Raw genomic sequence first — 19,709 nt, 5'->3', positions numbered from 1 at the left:
ATGGCTATTTTCTTCTGTCCCGAAACTGGTGGATTTTATCCAGGGGAGCCTTATGGCGATGCTATCGACAAGGTCTGTGTGGAACTTTCCCAGGAGGAGTACCAGGACCTGAGAGATTCTATCGATCAAGGTAAAGAAATAATCGTCGTCAACGGTTGGCCGAAGGCCGTTGACCGGGTCACACCGCCTGAGCAGATGATCGCTTTCGAGCGAAATTGGCGTGATTCAGAAATCCGAAACACTGAGTGGCTGGTTACACGACATCGGGATGAGCAGGATTTGCAACTACCCCCAACGCTGACACTGGACCAATTCTCCGGACTGCTAGCGTATCGCCAAGCCCTACGGGACTGGCCGCAGGCGGAAGTATTTCCGGACCTTGAGTTCAGGCCGGTCGCTCCGGCCTCGATCGCTGAACAGCTCCAGTAAAAACCCCACCGCCCTCTGTAATGCCCCTCCCTACAAGCCCCCGCGCTCGCCCTACCGGCGCGCGCGCGGCAGCCTGTGCACTGTCATCCCAATCACTGCGCAGGCAAACCCATGGCCGATTATCTTCACGGCGTGCGGGTCATCGAACTCAACGACGGCACCCGCCCCATTCGCACCATCCCCACCGCTGTTATCGGCATGGTCTGCACGGCCGACGATGCTGATGCCACCGCTTTCCCGTTCGACACACCGGTACTGCTGACCAACGTCCAAACCGCCATCGGCAAGGCCGGCACCACGGGCACTCTGGCGAAGAGCCTCCAAGCCATCGCCGACCAAACCAAGCCCTACACCATCGTCGTGCGGGTGAAAGAAGGCGAGACCGAGGCAGAAACCACCAGCGCCCTGATCGGCACCACCACGGCCGAGGGCAAATACACCGGTATGAAAGCCCTACTCGCCGCCAAGGCTCGCGTCGGCATGGTGCCGCGCATTCTCGGTGTACCAGGCCTCGACAGCCTGCCGGTCGCCACCGCTCTGGTCACCATCGCGCAGCAGTTGCGCGGCTTCGCCTATGTCAGTGCCTGGGGCTGCAAAACCAAGGAAGAGGTGGTTGCCTACCGCGACAACTTCGGCGCTCGCGAAGCCATGGTGATCTGGCCTGAATTCCAGAACTGGAGCACCGTCACCAATGCGACCGTCACCGCTTCGGCCGTGGCCCGGGCATTGGGCCTGCGCGCCAAGATCGATCAGGACGTGGGCTGGCACAAAACGCTGTCCAACGTCGCGGTCAACGGCGTCACCGGCATCAGCGCCGACGTGTTCTGGGATCTGCAAAACCCGGCGACAGACGCCAACTACCTCAACAGCAACGAAGTCACCACGCTCATCAATGAGGGCGGCTTTCGCTTCTGGGGCAGCCGCACCACCAGCGAAGACCCGCTGTTTGCGTTCGAAAACTACACCCGTACCGCGCAGATCCTCGCAGACACGATGGCCGAGGCGCACATGTGGGCAGTGGACAAGCCCATGCACGCCTCCCTGGTGCGCGACATCATCGAAGGGGTCAATGCCAAGTTCCGCGAGATGGTCGCGGCGGGCTACCTGATCGGCGGCCAGTGCTGGTACCCGGAGGACGCCAACGACAAGGACACGCTCAAGGCCGGCAAGCTGTTCCTGGATTACGACTACACGCCGGTGCCACCGCTGGAAGACCTCACGTTGCGGCAGCGCATCACTGACCGCTACCTGATCGACTTCGCCAGCAAGATCAACAGCTAAACCGGGCCTCCCCGCAAGGGGAGCTGACCCTGTGCCTGAGCAACGGAGAACCCCGCCATGGCCATGCCCCGCAAACTCAAAAACCTCAACCTGTTCAACGACGCCAACAGCTACCTCGGTGTGGTCAAGAGCGCCACCCTACCCCCGCTCGGCCGCAAGATGGAAGGCTATCGCGGCGGCGGCATGAACGGCCCGGTCAAGGCCGATCTCGGTTTCTCGGATGATGGCATCCAGTTCGAATGGAAGACCGGTGGCCTGGATCTGATCGCCCTCAAACAGTTCGGCGCCGTCAACGCCTCGGGGGTCGCGTTGCGCTTCACCGGCTCGTTTCAGCAGGACGACACCGCCGAGATCAGCGCCGTGGAAGTCGTGATGCGCGGCCGGCACGAGACCATCGAAATGGGTGATGCGCAGCCGGGCGAAGACACCGAGCACAGCATTACTACCACCTGCACCTATTACAAACTGATCGTCGATAACGAAGAAATCATCGAAATCGACCTGCTCAATTTCATCGAAATCGTCGATGGCGTGGACATGCTGGAAAAGCAGCGCCAAGCCCTCGGCATCTGAGCCTTCTCGCCCTGACCCAGGGCGGTTAACCCTGCAATCTGGAGCCCCATATGAAACCTGAAGACACCCTCGAAGCCCTGCCGCCGGTTGACGACAACACCGTCACCCTGGACACCCCGATCACCCGTGGCAAGACCGTCATCGACAGCATCACCCTGCGCAAACCGCAATCCGGCGAGCTGCGCGGTGTGCAACTGGTGGACCTGCTGAATATGGACGTGGCCACCCTCATCAAGATCCTGCCGCGCATCAGCGCACCGGGTATCACCGCGCCCGAAGCCGCCAGCATGGACCCGGCCGACCTGCTCGCCTGTGGCAGCAAGATCTCCGGTTTTTTGTTGCAGAAGTCGGTGAAGACGGATGCGTCCCTCGTTGCGTAGAAGATGCCATGGCCGACTTGGCCGTGGTTTTCCATTGGGCACCAGCTGACATGGACCAGCTGGGTCTGCAAGAACTGATGGAGTGGCGCGAACGCGCCCGGGTGCGGAGTTCCACCGATGGCGAATGACTTAAAACTTCAGGTGTTGCTCAACGCCATCGACAAGGCGAGCGGCCCCCTGAAGGCCATCAACAACGGCAGCATAGGGGCCGCCCGCGCCCTCAAGGAAGCCCGCGACCGCCTCAAGGAACTCAACACCCAACAGAAGGACGTCAGCGCCTGGCGCACCCAGCGCGCTGCCGCCGAGCAAACCGAGCAAGCCCTCGTCGCCGCCCGCGACAAAGTACGGGCGCTATCCCAGCAGTTCGCTGCCACCGGTGCGCCGACCAAGGCAATGACCAAGGATTTTCGGGCAGCCGTACGCGAAGCGCAGAAGCTCAAGGAACAACATCAACAACAGGGCGAACAGCTCCAGGCCCTGCGCAGCAAACTGCAAGGCGCCGGTATCAGCACCAAAAACCTCAGCAGCCACGAACGCCAGCTGCGCGAGCAAATCAGCGCCACCAACGCCAGCATCAGCGAACAGGGAAAACGCCTGGTCGCGTTGAATGCTCAGCAAAAACGCCTTGCCATCGAGCGTGCCAAGCTGGAGAAAACCCAGAACCTCGCCGGCAACATGGCGATGAACGGCGCCGCCGGCCTGGGTGTGGGATATGCAGCGAGTCGGCCAGTGGCCAAGGCCATCGGTGCCTTTGCGCCGAACGAAGACTCGGCCACGCAACTCAAGGTTTCGATGATGGACGACACCGGCAAGGTGTCTGAAGACTTCCAGAAAATCACCGATCTGGCGACCAAGCTAGGCGACCGCCTACCTGGTACTACGGCCGACTTTCAGGAAATGATGACCATGCTGCGGCGCCAAGGCCTCAGCGCAAAAAGCATCCTGGGTGGCACCGGCGAAGCGGCCGCGTACCTGGGCGTTCAGTTGCAGATGCCCGTAACCGCCGCGGCTGAATTTGCCGCGAAGATGCAGGACGCCACCCGAACATCCGAAAAAGACATGATGGCGCTGATGGACATCATCCAGCGGGGGTTCTACTCGGGTGTAGACCCGACCAACATGCTCCAGGGCTTCAGCAAGATCGCGCCGGTCATGGACACCATCAAAAAATCGGGCATCGACGCGGCCGCCGAGCTGGCACCGCTGCTGATCATGATGGACCAGGCTGGCATGGAAGGCGGCGCGGCCGGTAACGCCTACCGGAAGATCTTCCAGGCCGGCCTGGACAAGGACGGGGTCAAGGACGTCAACAAGATCATGGAGCTGGAAGGCAAAAACATCCGCTTCAAGTTCACCGACGACAAAGGCAACTTCGCAGGCCTGGACAACCTGTTCGCCCAGGTCGAAAAACTAAAGTCACTGAACGATGAGGACCGCACGTCCACAATCAAGCTGCTGTTCGGGGACGACTCCGAAACCATGACCACCTTGAACACCATGATGAACAAGGGGATCGCGGGTTATCGGGAAGTGCAACAGAAGCTGCAAAACCAAGCCGACCTGCGCAAGCGGGTCAACGAACAACTCGCCACTCTCACCAACGTCATGGAGGCCGCAGAGGGCAGCTTCACCAACGCCCTGGCCGAGTTTGGCGCCGCTGTTGCGCCCGAACTGAAACAAATCATCAGCACGCTCGGGGAGGTTGCCAACAGCATCGGCGCCTGGGCTCGGGAGAACCCAAGATTGGCCGGCGGCCTGGTCAAGGTGGTAGCGGCTGTGGCCGGTCTGGCCTTCGTGTTTGGTGGCCTGGCATTGACGATGGCGAGCCTCCTCGGCCCATTCGCCATGGTGCGGTACGGCATGGGTATGTTTGGCATTCGCCTGGGCATTGTTAAGGCCCAGTTGATCGGCACGCGCACCGCAGCCGCAGGCGCCGGTGCCAACATCGGCAGGCTCGGGAAAGTCTGGCGGTCGTTGGTAGCCACTCGCTCGGCGGGTGGCTTGCTCAGTGCGTTACCTGCTTTCGTCAGCAGCGCCCGCCTAGCTGCCGCCAGCGTGCTACCGATGCTCGGCGGCGCGATCAGTGCCGTCGGTACCGCCATTATGGCGACGCCCATCGGCTGGCTGCTGGCGGCCATCGCGGCCCTGGTTGCCGCTGGTGTCCTGGTCTACAAGTATTGGAACCCCATCAAGGGTTTCTTTCTCGGTTTCTGGCAAGGCCTGGTCGGTGCACTACAACCAGTCCTGGATAGTTTCGCCGGGCTCGGCCAATCGCTGCTGAACCTGGGTCAGGTCGTCATGACGCTGCCAGGTGTCGGCGCGGCCATGGAGCTTCTGGGCAGCATCGCACGCCCCCTGTTCAGTCTGATATCAGATGGCGTCAGCAGCCTGATCACCTGGTTCGGCCAGCTCCTTGCGCCCGTCGAAGACGTCGGTGGCGCCGCTCAGTCAATGGGCGAACGTTTCGGCGCCGTCATCGGCAATATGCTCAGCCTTTTGTTAGGCCTACCTGCACAGTTCGCTGAACTGGGTACGCAGATGATTCAAGGCCTGGCAAATGGCATCACCAACAGCCTGACCGTAGCCAAGGAGGCCATCACCGGGGCAGGCGATGCGGTGATTGGTTGGTTCAAGGAAAAGCTCGACATCCACAGCCCCTCCCGTGTGTTCGCAGAGCTGGGCGGCTTCACCATGGCCGGCCTGGCCCAGGGGCTTGAGGGCAGCCAGAACGGGCCGCTGAGCGCCATGACCAGCCTGAGCAAACAACTCACGGCAGCCGGCACACTGGCCCTCGGCGCAACCGCCATGCCGCTGGCCGCCATGCCGTTGCCGCAATTCCCGGTCGGGGCTGCCGCTGCCTCTTCGTTGTCGATCGATGATCGGGCGCCCATCAGCCCTGCCCCGGCGCCGGCTCATGACAGCCACGACACCTACGAAATCAACATCCACACCACGCCAGGCATGGACGCCCAGGCGATCAGCCGCGCCGTACGGGCCGAGCTGGCGCGCATCGCCAGCGAAAAGGCCGCCCGCCAGCGCAGCAAACTGTCAGATCTGGAGTAATCCCTATGATGCTTGCCTTGGGCATGTTCGTGTTCAGCCTGTCCACCGCCGCTTACCAGGAGCTGCAACGCCAAACCGAATGGCGCCATGCGAGCAACAGCCGCGTCGGCGCCGCTCCGGCTCGGCAGTTTGTCGGGCGCGGCGACGACACCATCACCCTACCCGGCGTCATCCTCCCGGAGCTGGCCGGCAGCGCCCTTAGCCTCGACGCGCTGCGGCTGATGGCGAACACCGGCAAGGCCTGGCCGATGGTCGAAGGCAGCGGCCGCATCTACGGCTTGTGGATTATCGATGGTCTGAGCGAAACCAAAACGCTGTTCTTCCGTGACGGCACGCCTCGGCGTATTGAATTCACGGTCAACCTCAAGCGCATCGATGACGACCGGATCGATCTGCTCGGCGCCGGTACCAGCGCAGGCGTCAACATTTTGAGGGCGCTGCTGTGATTGATGCTGCCCTGTCCAAGGTTACCGGTTACGTAGAAGACCTGGTCGAACGCTATCGCCGCGATGCGGCCTACCCGGTGCCGGCGTTTCGTATCACGGTCGATGGCAACGACATCGCCCAATTGATCAGCCCACGACTGATGAGCCTGGAGCTGACCGACAATCGCGGGATCGAGGCCGACCAGCTCAGCATCACCCTCAGCGACCACGACGGGCTGCTGGCGATCCCGCCCAAAGGCGCGACCATCCGACTGTGGCTGGGTTGGAGCGACACAGGCCTGGTGGACAAAGGCACCTACACCGTCGATGAAACCGAACACAGCGGAGCGCCGGACGTACTGAGCATCCGCGCCCGCTCGGCAGACCTTCGCAAAGGCCTGAAGACCAAGCGCGAGCGCAGCTGGAGCAACACCACCCTCGGCGATGTTCTGGGCGATATCGCCCTGGTCAACGGCCTCACCGCCACCATCGCCGGCGCCCTGGACGGATTGCCCATTCTTCAACTGGACCAGGCCAACGAATCCGACGCCAACCTGATCAGCCGCGTGGGGGAAGAGTTCGACGCGGTGGTCACCGTCAAGGCCGGCTGCCTGCTATGCCTGCCGGCGGGCGGTGGCAAGACGGCCACCGGCGCCGAGCTGCCGCATATCACCCTCACCCGCGCCGATGGCGACCAGCACCGCTACCTGCAAGCTGACCGCGACAGCTACGACGGTGTGCGCGCCTATTTCTACGACGTGAACAGTGCGAAGAAACAGGAGGCCATTGCCGGGGGTGGTGAAAACCTGAAAGACCTGCGCCACACCTTCAGCGACCGCCAGTCCGCCCTGCGTGCTGCCCGGGCGGAATTCAATCGACTGCAACGCGGCAGCGCGACGCTCAGCTATACCCTGGCGCGGGGGCGGCCCGACCTTATTCCCGAACTGACCTACACGCTCCAGGGCGTGAAACCGGAGATTGACGAGATCATCTGGTACGGCGGCAACGTGCAGCACACCCTCAGCCCGGACAATGGATACACCACGAGCCTGGAACTGGAGAGCAAGCTGCCTGAGGATACGGTTGAGGGGTTAGCGGAAGAAAACAAAGGGGATTACACAGGGATCATCGCGTACTACCGCGACAAGAAGACCGGGAAGGAGAAGACCGTGACTGCTGGGGATCAGAGCAAGCCGAAGCGGTTGCGGTGGTTGTATGCGAGCGAAAAAACTGCAAAACGGGCGGTAACGAGAGAGTACCAACGAATGAAAAATCCTACCGACTCGCCCATATCCTAAGAAGAAGTCGCTTTCTTCTTTGCACCTTTATCGGCCTTTGGCTTGGCCGCCCTTTTATCTTTTGGGTCAAAGCCAAGAATGACACCGATGTGTTTCACCTTAAAAGGAGTTCCAGACCTGTCGTGCTTATGAACACTATAGAATACGAAATTTGGACGTTCGTTACAGGCGGCTTCGATATAACCTTCCAGAGCTTGGCTCGCCAGATGAGCTCTCCAAGCAGCCATAACACTCGCAGCATCATTATTCTTAATATAAATCAACATACCACCACAATCCTGATTAACGTCGCCGGTGGAGTAACGAGTCGTTAACTGTTGAAAGCCTTTATAAAGATAATCATAACCCGCGTGAATCTTAGCCTCACCTATCCATAAAAAATTATCTTTCTTACCACGAACTACCAGATCGGAATGACCACCAATCTTTTCGTCATGAGTAGCGATATAACCAAGAAGACGTAGAGCTCGTTTTATTTCTGTATTTAGCCTGTCCTCACCATCTTTTTTTAGTAACTCAGGATTCTCCTGAAAACCGCCGAGAACAGCGTCGAGATCCTTATAAAACACCTTAACAAAATCTTCATACGTATTCGCTAGAAGTCGATTAAAAAACAATTCTACCCCAGGAATTATTGGCCCCATAGCTCTTAGCTGAGCTATTGTCAAGTTATCGAGAGCAAGCTCAGTCATTCCTGTTTGCCCTCCACCACTGCACGACTCGGCACAAAATATGGATAAATTTTGTTCTCGTAGTCAGGGACCTCAACCCCATACTCTGGATGCATAAGCTTATTTATTCGTTGCGCCTCATCCAGGTACTCAGGATCCAAATAAAAAACTTCATCTTCAATTATTAATTCAAATTTCATATCTAATAAAGGAACTGAAGCCCCCGTAAGATATTGCGTCATCTGAACCACGAGTAACAAATCATCAAGTCCAGCTATGTTAGCAAGCCTTGTAAAAGTCAAATGAGCAATATCATCATGAGAGTAGACATATTCAACAAGACGCAAGCAAGCTCCCTTCAGAGGTTCTGAAGGATCGTCATCTGCTATACGGTTAATGACTACATCTTTCTTCATAATAAGCTCTTATAGAACTTTATTTAATACAAAATCGTAATCTTCCTGAGATGTGCAGTTTAGCACATGCAGAATATCAATCACTGGATTTTTGTCGCTCGCTATTGAAAAGTGTGCAGGAATGGAAATCTCGGGCTCTCCATTCCCCGCAGGTGAAGGCCAATGTTTTGATATCGAATATGCATTCAGATCAACTACAGCAACCGTGCCACCATGGTGATAAGGATCCAATCGCACGTCTCGGCTCTTGTGCCTCATCTTTTCACGGTAAATACCAGCCGCGTCTGTGACATGCCCTAGCTCTCCAACCACTCCGTCATTGGTATCATAAAGTTTCTTAATAGCGGGATAAAAATTCAACTTGGTACCTAGAACATCAGGCGCACCAATATTTTTCGCAGCAAATTGAGAAACCAGCTGTTCAATTCTACGTAAACGACGACTTATATCGTCAGCATTGAATTTCTTGACTCCATCTAGCCTGATCTCTATCAACCCGTCATCAGGCAGAAGGCTCACCACATCGTACAGTTGTATTGGTCTGCGACGAATACCTATTAATTCGTCAAAAACCCCAAAGTCTTTTGTCGCGTCATCATCTAGAGAATCGCCCGGAAGCTCTTCTCGCTCAGTAATGTACTGCTTCGAACACATCATAAAATTGGAGCGATCTTTTTCATCCCACTGAGCGGCACAGATGATATCTAATGGAGCCTTTAAAAGTTCTTCAATCGTTAGAGGAAAGGGAAAACCCTTCGTGTATACGCTGCCCTTATCAACAAAGCCCTTACTCATCGCATTAATCAGGAGATTGATAACTTTTGTATCCACCTCATAGATCTTGACAACCTTATCACAGTAAAGTGTCATCTCGTTATGAATCAAAACAAGCGAGGCGGCACAAGCGCCCTTCGTATCTTTTCTCTTAAGTTCCGGAACAATCTTTGCGACAGTCTGCTGCCACCCAGTCGAAACAGGTAGATCGTGATTTTTTAAAGCATTCCTTACACTCTTAAATGAGACATCTCGAACTTGAAGCGCATCAATATAGGACAGAGGATTTATCATTAACGCCTCATATATCTCAAGAGTAAATTTTAGACTTATTGGCAACACAACCTAAGCACATATCAAGATTAGATATGTGTAACTGTAAGCCATGACTGTTTAAGAAGTGAGAACGCGCGGTGCCTGATAGGCTCAGCGACTTACCTGCGGTTTTAAAAAGCTCACGACAACGGTAGAAAGAACTACTGCTTTGCATGTCTCAAATCCCTCTGCTGACTTGCGCGACACCAATGACTTCTCGTTCGCCTCAGGCACGGGCTGGAGCGAATGGATCATCGGCGTCCTGCACTGGCTGATCCGTTCTTAATGGGTACAGATTATGCTGGCCGTTTGGTATCGGCAAGGGCTTCAGTCAAATCCTTGAGGCGCTGCTCGATGTCCATTAAGCGTTTCTTTTCCTCAGCAGCGCTTTGTATCTCCCGTTTACCCGCCTCTCCCAACGACCGGAACAGCTCAAGCATGGCCTCCTCCCGGGGGTCAATCAGAGCTGGTGTGGGGTTCGTCTCAGGCGCATTGCGAAGCATGGGGCCCTCACCCGCCAGGAGCCAGTCCAGTGAGATTCCTACGGTGTCACTCACGCTTACGCACAACGAATAAGGAATTGACTGACGGCTTCGCCAGCTGCCAAGCGTTTGGCGATTCACATGGAGCTTTCTAGCCAGCTCGCTATCGTTATCAACCGAAAAAACCGTCATCAAACGATCAAGCACGGCGTCGAGCGACGTTTTATTCATTTAGAGTCAATACCGCTTGATTTATGCAAAAAGAGTAAATAGGCTTATACGTAACGAGTACATCTTAACCAACTAGGAACACATCAACCATGAGCCAAGCCATGGAAAAGCGCCAGATCCAGGCGCGACTGATTGAGCACGGCAGTAATTTCCGCCAGTTCGCGATCAGTCACGGCTACGAGCCTCGCACGGTGACTCAGGTAGTCCAGCGCTGGGCCGGTCACGACACGCTGCCTCGGGGGCGGTTGTCGTTCCGCATTCTGCGTGACCTCTCCAAGGTGATCGGCAAGGAAGTCCTACCCGGAATCCTGGCGGATTCAAACGAGCATACAGAATGCAAGGCTGTGTGAAATGACTGTAGGGCCGATGGCGCCAGGGAGAAACCAGAACATGAAACGCCCACTACTAGCGACCAAGCGCCAAGTGATGAGCGCAGTCATCTGCGCTTACCCCGGCGGGCGCGAGTGCGCCGCTGCCCGGCTCGGCTATGAGCTGAAGAAGTTCGATAACCATGTTTACGAAAACGCCGGCAGCCGACCTCTCAGCGATGAGCAGATTCATTTGCTCGAGCAGGACGCCGGCACGACTCACCTGCCTGAATACATCGCAGCCATGTATGGCGGCATGTTCGTGCCGCTCGCTAAACCCGAGACGCTGGACAACATTGACCTGTACAGCCGGTCGGTACATGCCGCTGCGAAGCGTGGTTACGTCGATCAGATCATCGCGAAAGCGCTGGAGGACGGGGTAGTTGAACCAGGCGAGGCTGCGGCGATTCTCGGCGCTCACAATCGCTACATGGCTGCGCGCCACTCCGAAGTGCTTGCCACCATCCAACTGCACAGCAAGGAGCGCAAGCATTGAGCACTTACAAGCTGGTATGCCCTCACTGCCTCGGCCGCATGCGTATCCGCACCAGCGAAGGCACACACATTTTCCTGCGGGTGGCCTACCTGCAATGCACCAACGAGGCCTGCGGCTGGTCGGTGCGGGCTGAGTTCGAAATGACTCATGAAATGAGCCCCAGCGGTATGGCTAACCCCTCCGTCAAGTTGCCCATCGCCGACATTGCCCTGCGCCGTGCTGCGATGAAATCCGCCAACGATCAACCCGACCTGCTCGACCAAATGGAAATGGAGTGTGCGCAATGAACCATGAAGAGCTTGACCACGATTACCGCAGCAGCATGCAACGGGTGGCGTTCGCCTACCTGCAACGGCACGAAGCGCAGCACCTGGTGGATTCTGATCTGTTGTACGAAAACTGCGTTCGGCATATGACCACCGCGTTGGAAGTGCCGGTGTTCATGGCGCAGAAGCTTGTGCACAACGCTTGGACCGAATTACAGGTCATCAACCAGCGCAAGTGGATCGGCGTGGACTGGGGCAACAGCCCGGGCAGCACTGTCGTCCACCTGATCGATACCCGGGCCGACCTTCGGTACCCGGTTCCGGCAAGGCTGCTGCCGCAGACCCTGCTCGCCCAGCGCGATGACGCGCTGAAGCAACACCCTCAGTAAACCCCGTTTAAACAACCCGCCCTGCCCCGCTTCCCGTGGGTTTGGGTGAGCTTTGCCCGAAATCCGAGGTGGACCATGCAAATCGACGTCGCCATCACCGCAAAACTGCCCCGCGAAGAGGCCGAAGCGCTGCTCCAAGCGCTACGGAGCCAGTACGCCCAGCAGTTCAACGAGCATTGGTACGACGACCGTTTTCGCAGGATCCCCGAGGGTTTGCGGCATGGCTCGTTGCTCGCGGCCTTCCCGGTGATGGCCGCGCAAAAACGCCTGATTGGCGCCCTTAAATACAGTCTCGGCGAAGTGAAGTAAGACCCGATGAATAAGCGACTCGACATTTCCCATGGCTCAAAAACTTATGTACGTAAGCCCATGGAACACAATCTGCGCGCTGATGTGCTTCAGCGCCTTGAGTCCGATTACGGCCTGCAACACATGGTTGGCACGAATTACATGCGCAAGGGCACTTGCCCTCAGTGCAACCAGAAGCGCTTGTTTTCTCGCCATGATGAACCCTGGTTTATTCGCTGCGGCCGTGAGGACAAGTGCCGATACCAGGCCCCAGTCAAGGAGCTTTACCCCGACCTTTTTGACGACTGGAGCAAGCGAGCGCCAGCCACCAACGATGAGCCAACAGCTACCGCAAAGGCATACCTCACCTTTGCTCGCGGCTTTCGGCTGGAGCTGATTGAGGGCTGGTACACCCAGGAAAGTTACTTTGACCGCGACCTGAATATTGGCTCGGCCACGGTGCGATTCCCCCTTGAGCATGGCGGGTACTGGGAGCGCTTGATCGACCAGCCCTCACGCTTCGGCAAGAAGAAGGCTCGCTTCCAACCCAAGCAAAGCTACAAGGGCTACTGGTGGTGTCCACCTTGTATCGATGTACTCCAGGTTGATGAACTGTGGATTGTCGAGGGCATTTTCGATGCCATCGCGCTCATTCATAACGGCATTTCCGCTGTTGCAGCGTTGTCCTCCAACGCTTTTCCTGAGGAGTCGTTGAAGGCCTTGATAGCAGACTGTGAGGGGAAGCCGCCGAAGTTGGTCTGGGCCCTGGATAACGAGCCTGGCGCGCAGAAGTACACTAAATCGTGGGTCAGGCAGGCTCGCGAGCTGGGCTTCGTCTGCGAGGCCGCGCAGATCCCACAACCAGATGCTCGAAAGGTCGATTGGAACGATCTGCATCAACGCTGGGCGTTTCTGGACGGTGACGAGGCACGTGCCCAGCGGATCGACAAAGACCTCAAAGAAGCCAAGCACCAGGGCGCTCTGCTGATCGCCGAGAGCGCCACCGATAAAGCATTGCTCATGTACCAGTGGCGGGAACGGGAGGAGTTTCACTTCTGTTTCGACTCCCGCTTGTACTGGTGGAAGTTGGATATTTCCAAGTTCAACAGCGCCAAACAGGCGCTCGATGACAGCGACAAAAAAGAAGACCAACTACTCAACGAAAAGGCCATTCGCGAAAAGGCACTGCGCATGTCTGGCTGCGTGGTCGAGATCGCGAATTGCTACCCCAAGGCACTGTATTTCCAGCGCAACGAGATAACCGACGAGTCCTGGTATTTCTTCCGCGTCGATTTCCCACACGACGGTGGCTCCGTGAAAAACACCTTCACCGGCGGCCAGGTCGCTGCTGCCAGTGAGTTCAAGAAAAGGCTTCTTGGCATGGGCGCCGGGGCGGTATTCACCGGCAGTGGACAGCAGCTGGACAAGATCATGAAAGACCAACTGTTTGGCATTAAAACCGTCCAGACCATCGACTACGTCGGCTACAGCCGGGAATACGGCTGCTACGTGTTCAACGATGTGGCCGTTCGCGAAGGGCAACTGATCACAATCAACGAAGAAGAGTTTTTCGAGATGGGCAAGCTGAAACTCAAGAGTTTGCAGAAGGGAGTGAAGATTCAACTTACCAAGGATGCGAAAAACTACGACCCGCGCTGGCTAGATCTACTGTGGCAATGCTTCGGTACCCAGGGCATCGTCGCCCTGACGTTCTGGTTCGGCTCACTGTTTGCTGAGCAAATCCGTCATCGTTACCAGTCGTTCCCCTTCCTTGAGGCCACCGGTGAAGCCGGTGCCGGCAAGACGACCTTGCTGACATTGTTATGGAAACTACTCGGCCGTGATGGGTATGAGGGCTTCGACCCGTCCAAATCCACCAAGGCCGGCCGCAGCCGCTTGATGGGTCAGGTGTCTGGCATGCCTATTGTGTTGCTGGAATCCGACCGAAGCGGCGAAGACAAGGCACACACCAAAACTTTCGAATGGGATGAGCTAAAGGATTATTACGGCGGCGGCACCCTAGCGACCAAAGGGGTTAAAACCGCCGGCAACGAGACGTATGAGCCCCCCTTTCGGGGAACGATCGCCATCAGCCAGAACGCGCCGGTGGTGGCCTCCGAAGCGATCATGACCCGGATCGTCAAACTGCACTTCGTGCGGCCGAACGTGACCCCAGAGAGCCGCGCAGCTGCGGACTTACTCAACGCCTTGGAAGGCGCGACGCTGAGCAACTTCGTGTTGCAGGCCGTGCGTAAAGAAGCCGACGTCATGGATCTGTTTGCACAGCGCCTGCCCGGCTACGAAGCGAAACTGCGCTGCCTGCACTCGCACTGCTTCGCTTGCGACACTCCTTTCAAAGACGAGCAAAGCGACTGCGTACATTGCGGCAACAAGCTGCGCGGCTACATCCGTGTCGAGCGGATCAACAAGAACCACGCCCAACTGCTCGCATTGCTCGACTGCCTGCGGATGGTGGTTTCGCTCACCGATGCGCAGATCAGCAACACCCGCACTCAGATTATTCGCATGGCGATAGAGCGCCAGGCCTCCATCAGTTCCGATCATCCGGTCGTGGCCGAATTTTGGGAGGTGTACGAGTACCTGGAAGGCCTCGACGCCGATGGGCCCGTGGTCAACCACAGCAAGAAAGACAACATCATCGCCATCAACCTCAACGACTTCGTGAAGTGCGCCGCAGAGCATCGCCAGAAAATTGCCGATGTCAGCGAGCTGCGCGAGCGGCTGAAGGATTCCCGCTCTCGAAAGCTGATCGACATCAACAAGGCGACGGATAGCGCGGTGCGGGCTCACCAGGCCAAGCACAGCAACGCGGTCATCACCAAGCAGCCAATCGTGAAGTGCTGGCACTTTCAGGCCTGACCAATCGACAGCAACACACACCAGGCGCGGCAACGCCTGCCACTCAAGGAGAAGCACCATGCACAACAAAACGCTCAAAGATTCCTTTGACGAGTTGTTCCAGTACCAGGCCGAACGTCCGGCCATCCGCAAAGCCGGCGTCGAGGCGCTGGTTCGCTTGCTGCCGGTCGCGCAGCGCGACACAGGTCAAAGCGGGGTAATCGGGCGTTTTCTGCTCGGGTTGTACAACGGCCCGGCACATCCGTTTGACCTGACCGAGCTGCGCCGTCTCGACGCAGGCCTGTTCGACGACTGCATTGCAGTCCTGCGGCTGGATAACAGCCCCGAGCAAGAGGTTCACACCTATTTCCCCGACGGCGATGAGATCTGGCAGGACCTGCGTAGGGTCTGGGCATGAAGTGGGCACCGAAACGCAACCGAGACGGGCAAGTGCAGCAAAACTGCTGGATTACCGACAGCGGCTACACCGTGGCCGAGTGCCGGTTGCCAGAAGCGCGCTACCCCATCACTCGCCCAGGCGGCGAATTGCCTTTCGCTTATGCGAAGGACCGGGACGAAGTCATCGCGATCATCAAGCAAGACCAGGCCACAACGGCCTGAAAAGACGGTGTCGAGGAGCGGCAACTCCCCGACACCTACCACCAAAGGAGAAGCACCATGCAAGTGAGTCAAACCCAAGGTAGCACCGCAGAGGCTACCACAACCCCGCTGGGTATCGGCGACACGGTCAGCTACGTGGCAATCAGTGGCGGCGGTCGCAGCTATCGCTTCAGTGCTCGCAAAGCTGTGATTGAAGAGATCAACGGCGGCGTAGCCACATTGCGTAGCGCCAATGGACGCACCACCACCCAGCCGCTGAGCAAATTGACACCGGACGGCCAGCCCAACGCCCTGACACGCATGCTCATGGGAGGGCAGTAATTATGTCTGTCAGCCCAGCGAGGACACGGCCAGCCATGGCAAGTCAACGCCTCGACCTGCCCAGCCGCTGCGATATCTGTGGCAAAGCGCGCTCCACCCGCAAGCACCAGGCCTGTAGTCGGATTCGCCAGAAGCGCAAAACGCTGGAGTGGGCAGCTTTCATGGCTGAGCGGGAAGCAATAAGACAAAACCAAACGCGTCGCTACGCACGCTGACAATCAAAAAAAGCGGAACGCGGGGAGCGGCAACTCCCCCACCGCTTACCAGGAGAAGCACCATGCAAGCAAACATGCCCCGTGGAGGCGATGCGAAGGTCCAGGCCAAGCTACGCAAGCTAATGGCCCTCGCAGAGCGCGGCGAAGGCGGCGAGAAGGATAATGCGCAACGCATGCTGAATAACTTGTTAGCGCGTCACGGCTTAACCATCGACGACTTAAACGACGAGTGCCGAGAAATCCGTTGGTTTCCGATTTTGAACGTGTACGACCGTAAGCTCGCGGCGCAGATCATGTCCAAGGTGTGCGACACATGTACACCTGGCCTGTATACCAGCCGGGGCCGACCAAAGAAGGTCGGCGTGGAAGTTACACCGGCTGAGGCAATTGAGTTCGAGCTTCACTACGACGCCTTGCGAAACGCGCTGGCCGCGCACTTCGACGAGGCCTTCTCCGCATTTGTACAGGCCAACCGATTATTTCCCGCAACCCCATCAGGCAGTAAGGAGATGGAGCTGAGCGAGAGCGATATGCGGGTCGTTGCTATGGCTTCAGCGATAAAACCAACGCATGTCCGTCCCCGCCTTGGGCGGAAGGGGAACGTATGACGGTCCTCTTGCTTTTGTACTTATGCAGCGACGCAACTCGTACTGACTGCCAGGTTTTGCCTGCTCAAAGCTGGCATGGGCCGGATGCCTATGAGCAATGTATCGGCGCGTTGCCACGGCTCACCAACGCGCTGAGCGCAACGAATCGGAATAGGCACAGGTTCATTTGCGAGATCCAGGCGAACGAGGCGCAACCTGCAGGACGTGCCGCCCGGCCGACGCTCATTCACCAATCGTTTCGAATTTGAGGGACATCATGAACACAGCCTTTATCCTGATGGCCCAGTACGACGGCCAGGCGATTATCTCGCTGGAGCAGGTTTGCCGGGACTACTTCACGCACCTGACGCCCGACATGTTTCAACGCAAGGTGATGAGCGGGCAGATCAAGATCCCGATCACCCGCCTGGAACGTAGCCAGAAGTCGGCCAAGGGGATCCATATCACCGACTTGGCCGCGTATCTCGATCAACAGCGCGCAGCCGCGGTTAAGGAGAACAACCAGCTCAACGGGTTAAAACACGCCGTTTGAGCCATTTCATTGATGCGGCGCCCAGTTGGACGGGCGCCCTCAATATCTCTTCGTACCATTCCCACTTCACATAGCGATCACCCTTGCCACGTAGGTGGGTGTAGCGCCTCAGCGAATTCCAATCCCTGTGTCCTGAAACGCTCGACACCCGGGGAATATCCCAGTCCATTTCGAACAGACGGCTTACACCTTCGTGCCGGAGGTCATGGAAGTGCAGATTCTGGATATTCAAGATCTTGCAGGCCTTCGCCCAGGACGTGGAAATTGATTCAGGGCTATAGGGGAAAATATCTTCGCCGACACGGGGCATGGTCTGGAGGATTTTCCAGGCCTCGTCTGGCACGTAGCACCACACGTCGTTGCCGATCTTCTGGCCTGGGTTCTTCATATCGCGTACCAACACTCGCTGGCCGGGCTCGTCGAGGTCGTCCCAGCGAATCCGGGTGATTTCGTCGAGTCGGCGCGTCGAGAACAGCGCGAAGCCCACCACTTTCATCATGTTGATGATGCTTCGACGCCGAGCCTGCATGTCCTGGTAATGCTTCATGAGCTTGCCCAGCTCGTCCAGCGTAGGGCGCCGGTCACGCTCGCGGCTTTTCAAGTTGTAGCCGAGCTTGCGCAGTACGCGCCGTGCGCCCCCCATCGCCAGAGGATCAAGCTGATAACCCCAAGCGTCTTTGCCAATGGAAAGCACCGCACCGAGGTGGGCCAAGTCGTTGCCGGCGGTCTGCGGCTGTACGCCTCCCCCCTCGGGGCTCATTCGCCATAGCGCGTAATCGACCAGGCATTGCGTGTTGACCTGGGTATCGTCCAGCTTACCCATGTACGTTTCGCCAATGGCCGTGAGGGTTGCTCGTTTGGTCTTGCCCAGCGGCCGGGCTTTCTCAACCTCGATCAGGTACTGGTCAATCATCTCTTTGAGCGTGACGCCTTTGCGGCTCGCTCGCTCAATCGCACCAGGTTCATCCAGTTCGGATTCACGCTTTCGCGCCCAGGCCTGCGCCGCCTGTTTTCGGGCGAAGGTCTGGCTCTCTTGATAGACTTGCACTCCGTCGCGCTTGATGCGGATCTGAGCCGTGTAGCTAACAGACCCATCCGCCAGTTTTCTTGCCCTGATAGTCGCCATGTCAAAAGTGGTACGCGTCAGTTTTGAAGTGGTACATCGTACCACCGACCCCTCAAAAACGCCTGAAAACACCCGAAATCACGCCCAGAACACGTTGAAGAAAATGCTAGATAAACAGAGCTTTAGCCCAGTAAATACAAGGCCTACGCTGTCTCGGCGCTTTAGTGTTGCACCCATGATGGATTGGACCGACGCCCACTGTCGCTTCTTCCTGCGCATCCTCTCCAAACACGCCCTGCTCTACACCGAAATGGTCACCACCGGCGCCTTGCTCAACGGCGATCACGAACGCTTCCTGCGCCACCACGAAGCCGAACATCCCCTGGCGCTTCAATTGGGCGGCAGTGTCCCAGCCGATCTGGCCGCCTGCGCCCGCATGGCCCAGGAACACGGCTACGATGAGGTCAACCTCAACGTCGGCTGCCCGAGCGATCGAGTGCAGAACAACATGATCGGCGCCTGCCTGATGGGGCATCCTGAGTTGGTGGCCGATTGTGTGAAGGCGATGCGTGATGCGGTGTCGATTCCGGTGACGGTCAAGCATCGGATCGGGATCAACGGGCGGGACAGCTACGAGCAGTTGTGTGAGTTTGTCGGGACGGTGCGCGAGGCCGGATGTACGAGCTTTACCGTACATGCGCGGATTGCGATTCTGGAGGGGTTGTCGCCGAAGGAAAATCGCGACATCCCGCCACTGCGTTATGACGTGGCGGCGCGGCTGAAGGCGGACTTTCCGGAGCTGGAGATCGTGCTCAACGGCGGGATCAAGACGCTGGAGGCGTGTCATGAGCATTTGCGCACGTTCGACGGCGTGATGCTGGGGCGCGAGGCCTATCACAACCCGTATCTGTTGGCCGAGGTGGATCAACAACTGTTTGGCAGCACCGCTCCAGTCATCACCCGGGCCGAGGCGCTGGCGCAGTTGCGGCCATATATCGCCAATCACTTGGCCGCAGGCGGGGCGATGCATCACATCACCCGACACGTGCTGGGGCTCGGCACCGGTTTTCCGGGGGCGCGGCGGTTTCGGCAGTTGTTGTCGGTGGATATTCACAAGGCCAAGGATCCGTTGGCGCTGCTGGATCAGGCGGGGCAGTTGCTCGAAGGGCGTTAACCGTCACTTGCTTTGAACCTGCGTGCTGTTTTGGCATCGTATCTACCGATACCTGCCCGGCCTTTCAAACAACCGTTTTCTGGTTGTTGCCGCTGGGGCCATCGATCCCTCTTCACGCCCTTGAGTGGCTGCCGGCCCTCGGGTAATGTCAACAGACCCATAGGACAG

General features: G+C 57.6%; 25 protein-coding genes. 20 read left to right on the top strand and 5 right to left on the bottom strand.

The window, feature by feature from the left end; translation table 11 throughout:
- From PSH57_RS09340 to PSH57_RS09305, 8 genes are all read left to right on the top strand, one after another.
- Positions 1-429 (top strand): phage tail assembly chaperone, encoded by a 429-nt coding sequence (locus PSH57_RS09340; RefSeq protein WP_305389129.1) that lies wholly within the window; start codon positions 1-3, stop codon positions 427-429.
- Positions 430-540: 111 nt separating this feature from the next.
- The gene (locus tag PSH57_RS09335; protein WP_305389128.1) at positions 541-1,710 is read left to right on the top strand and encodes a phage tail sheath protein; all 1,170 of its coding nucleotides are present in this window, start codon (positions 541-543) and stop codon (positions 1,708-1,710) included.
- Positions 1,711-1,767: 57 nt separating this feature from the next.
- Positions 1,768-2,283 carry a phage major tail tube protein gene (locus PSH57_RS09330; RefSeq protein WP_039011021.1) on the top strand — a complete coding sequence of 172 codons (516 nt, stop codon included), beginning with the start codon at positions 1,768-1,770 and terminating at the stop codon, positions 2,281-2,283.
- Positions 2,284-2,333: 50 nt separating this feature from the next.
- Positions 2,334-2,663, top strand: coding sequence for a phage tail assembly protein (locus tag PSH57_RS09325; protein ID WP_025569490.1), 330 nt, complete (start codon positions 2,334-2,336; stop codon positions 2,661-2,663).
- An 8-nt stretch (positions 2,664-2,671) separates the two neighbouring features.
- A complete protein-coding gene (locus tag PSH57_RS09320) occupies positions 2,672-2,791 on the top strand; it encodes a GpE family phage tail protein (protein ID WP_003183333.1) in 120 nt (39 codons plus the stop codon).
- Positions 2,781-5,726 (top strand): phage tail tape measure protein, encoded by a 2,946-nt coding sequence (locus PSH57_RS09315; RefSeq protein ID WP_305389124.1) that lies wholly within the window; start codon positions 2,781-2,783, stop codon positions 5,724-5,726. Before PSH57_RS09320 ends, PSH57_RS09315 begins: the two co-directional genes overlap by 11 nt.
- 5 nt (positions 5,727-5,731) lie before the next feature.
- Positions 5,732-6,172 (top strand): phage tail protein, encoded by a 441-nt coding sequence (locus tag PSH57_RS09310; protein WP_027912651.1) that lies wholly within the window; start codon positions 5,732-5,734, stop codon positions 6,170-6,172.
- Positions 6,169-7,449: a phage late control D family protein gene (locus tag PSH57_RS09305; RefSeq protein ID WP_305389122.1), complete on the top strand. Its 1,281-nt coding sequence runs from the start codon at positions 6,169-6,171 to the stop codon at positions 7,447-7,449. Before PSH57_RS09310 ends, PSH57_RS09305 begins: the two co-directional genes overlap by 4 nt.
- On the opposite strand, the gene PSH57_RS09300 is transcribed toward PSH57_RS09305, so the two are convergent.
- From PSH57_RS09300 to PSH57_RS09285, 4 genes are all read right to left on the bottom strand, one after another.
- Positions 7,446-8,141, bottom strand: a complete 696-nt coding sequence (locus tag PSH57_RS09300; RefSeq protein WP_305389121.1) for a hypothetical protein — start codon at positions 8,139-8,141, stop codon at positions 7,446-7,448. The genes PSH57_RS09305 and PSH57_RS09300 overlap by 4 nt on opposite strands.
- Positions 8,138-8,536 (bottom strand): hypothetical protein, encoded by a 399-nt coding sequence (locus PSH57_RS09295; RefSeq protein WP_305389119.1) that lies wholly within the window; start codon positions 8,534-8,536, stop codon positions 8,138-8,140. The genes PSH57_RS09300 and PSH57_RS09295 overlap by 4 nt, the downstream gene beginning before the upstream one ends.
- Positions 8,537-8,545: 9 nt before the next feature.
- A complete protein-coding gene (locus tag PSH57_RS09290; protein ID WP_305389118.1) occupies positions 8,546-9,604 on the bottom strand; it encodes a hypothetical protein in 1,059 nt (352 codons plus the stop codon).
- 317 nt (positions 9,605-9,921) lie between these two features.
- Complete coding sequence (locus PSH57_RS09285; protein WP_305389116.1) at positions 9,922-10,338, bottom strand: helix-turn-helix domain-containing protein; 417 nt, start codon at positions 10,336-10,338, stop codon at positions 9,922-9,924.
- 101 nt (positions 10,339-10,439) lie between these two features.
- Between PSH57_RS09285 and PSH57_RS09280 the strand changes: the two genes are divergently transcribed.
- The 11 genes from PSH57_RS09280 (at position 10,440) to PSH57_RS09225 (ending at position 17,301) form a co-directional block, all read left to right on the top strand.
- On the top strand, positions 10,440-10,688 hold the full coding sequence (locus PSH57_RS09280; protein ID WP_305390336.1) for a helix-turn-helix domain-containing protein: 249 nt from the start codon (positions 10,440-10,442) through the stop codon (positions 10,686-10,688).
- Between the two features lie 40 nt (positions 10,689-10,728).
- Entirely contained in the window at positions 10,729-11,202 is a 474-nt protein-coding gene (locus PSH57_RS09275; protein WP_305389115.1) for a YmfL family putative regulatory protein, read from the top strand.
- Positions 11,199-11,489: an Ogr/Delta-like zinc finger protein gene (locus PSH57_RS09270; RefSeq protein ID WP_003183346.1), complete on the top strand. Its 291-nt coding sequence runs from the start codon at positions 11,199-11,201 to the stop codon at positions 11,487-11,489. Before PSH57_RS09275 ends, PSH57_RS09270 begins: the two co-directional genes overlap by 4 nt.
- On the top strand, positions 11,486-11,857 hold the full coding sequence (locus PSH57_RS09265) for a hypothetical protein (protein WP_003199719.1): 372 nt from the start codon (positions 11,486-11,488) through the stop codon (positions 11,855-11,857). The genes PSH57_RS09270 and PSH57_RS09265 overlap by 4 nt, the downstream gene beginning before the upstream one ends.
- Positions 11,858-11,932: 75 nt before the next feature.
- Positions 11,933-12,166: a hypothetical protein gene (locus tag PSH57_RS09260; protein WP_305389114.1), complete on the top strand. Its 234-nt coding sequence runs from the start codon at positions 11,933-11,935 to the stop codon at positions 12,164-12,166.
- 6 nt (positions 12,167-12,172) lie between these two features.
- Positions 12,173-15,025 carry a toprim domain-containing protein gene (locus tag PSH57_RS09255; protein ID WP_305389112.1) on the top strand — a complete coding sequence of 951 codons (2,853 nt, stop codon included), beginning with the start codon at positions 12,173-12,175 and terminating at the stop codon, positions 15,023-15,025.
- Positions 15,026-15,083: 58 nt separating this feature from the next.
- Positions 15,084-15,422: a DUF7673 family protein gene (locus PSH57_RS09250; RefSeq protein WP_305389110.1), complete on the top strand. Its 339-nt coding sequence runs from the start codon at positions 15,084-15,086 to the stop codon at positions 15,420-15,422.
- Positions 15,419-15,625 carry a hypothetical protein gene (locus PSH57_RS09245; RefSeq protein ID WP_003199711.1) on the top strand — a complete coding sequence of 69 codons (207 nt, stop codon included), beginning with the start codon at positions 15,419-15,421 and terminating at the stop codon, positions 15,623-15,625. The genes PSH57_RS09250 and PSH57_RS09245 overlap by 4 nt, the downstream gene beginning before the upstream one ends.
- Positions 15,626-15,682: 57 nt before the next feature.
- Positions 15,683-15,946: a hypothetical protein gene (locus PSH57_RS09240; RefSeq protein WP_305389109.1), complete on the top strand. Its 264-nt coding sequence runs from the start codon at positions 15,683-15,685 to the stop codon at positions 15,944-15,946.
- A gap of 277 nt (positions 15,947-16,223) precedes the next feature.
- Positions 16,224-16,769, top strand: a complete 546-nt coding sequence (locus PSH57_RS09230) for a DUF2786 domain-containing protein (protein ID WP_305389108.1) — start codon at positions 16,224-16,226, stop codon at positions 16,767-16,769.
- Between the two features lie 256 nt (positions 16,770-17,025).
- Positions 17,026-17,301, top strand: coding sequence for a pyocin activator PrtN family protein (locus PSH57_RS09225; RefSeq protein ID WP_122567964.1), 276 nt, complete (start codon positions 17,026-17,028; stop codon positions 17,299-17,301).
- Here PSH57_RS09225 and PSH57_RS09220 read toward each other — a convergent pair.
- Positions 17,276-18,427, bottom strand: a complete 1,152-nt coding sequence (locus tag PSH57_RS09220; RefSeq protein WP_305416679.1) for a site-specific integrase — start codon at positions 18,425-18,427, stop codon at positions 17,276-17,278. The two genes, PSH57_RS09225 and PSH57_RS09220, sit on opposite strands and share 26 nt — an antisense overlap.
- A gap of 103 nt (positions 18,428-18,530) precedes the next feature.
- Between PSH57_RS09220 and dusA the strand changes: the two genes are divergently transcribed.
- Positions 18,531-19,541 carry a tRNA dihydrouridine(20/20a) synthase DusA gene (dusA, locus tag PSH57_RS09215; protein WP_305389106.1) on the top strand — a complete coding sequence of 337 codons (1,011 nt, stop codon included), beginning with the start codon at positions 18,531-18,533 and terminating at the stop codon, positions 19,539-19,541.
- Positions 19,542-19,709 lie beyond the last annotated feature (168 nt).

The sequence above is a fragment of the Pseudomonas hefeiensis genome, assembly GCF_030687835.1.
Taxonomy (GTDB): Bacteria; Pseudomonadota; Gammaproteobacteria; order Pseudomonadales; family Pseudomonadaceae; genus Aquipseudomonas; species Aquipseudomonas hefeiensis.
The sequence above is the reverse complement of the archived record's forward strand: the minus strand, read 5'-3'. Positions and strand labels throughout refer to the sequence as shown.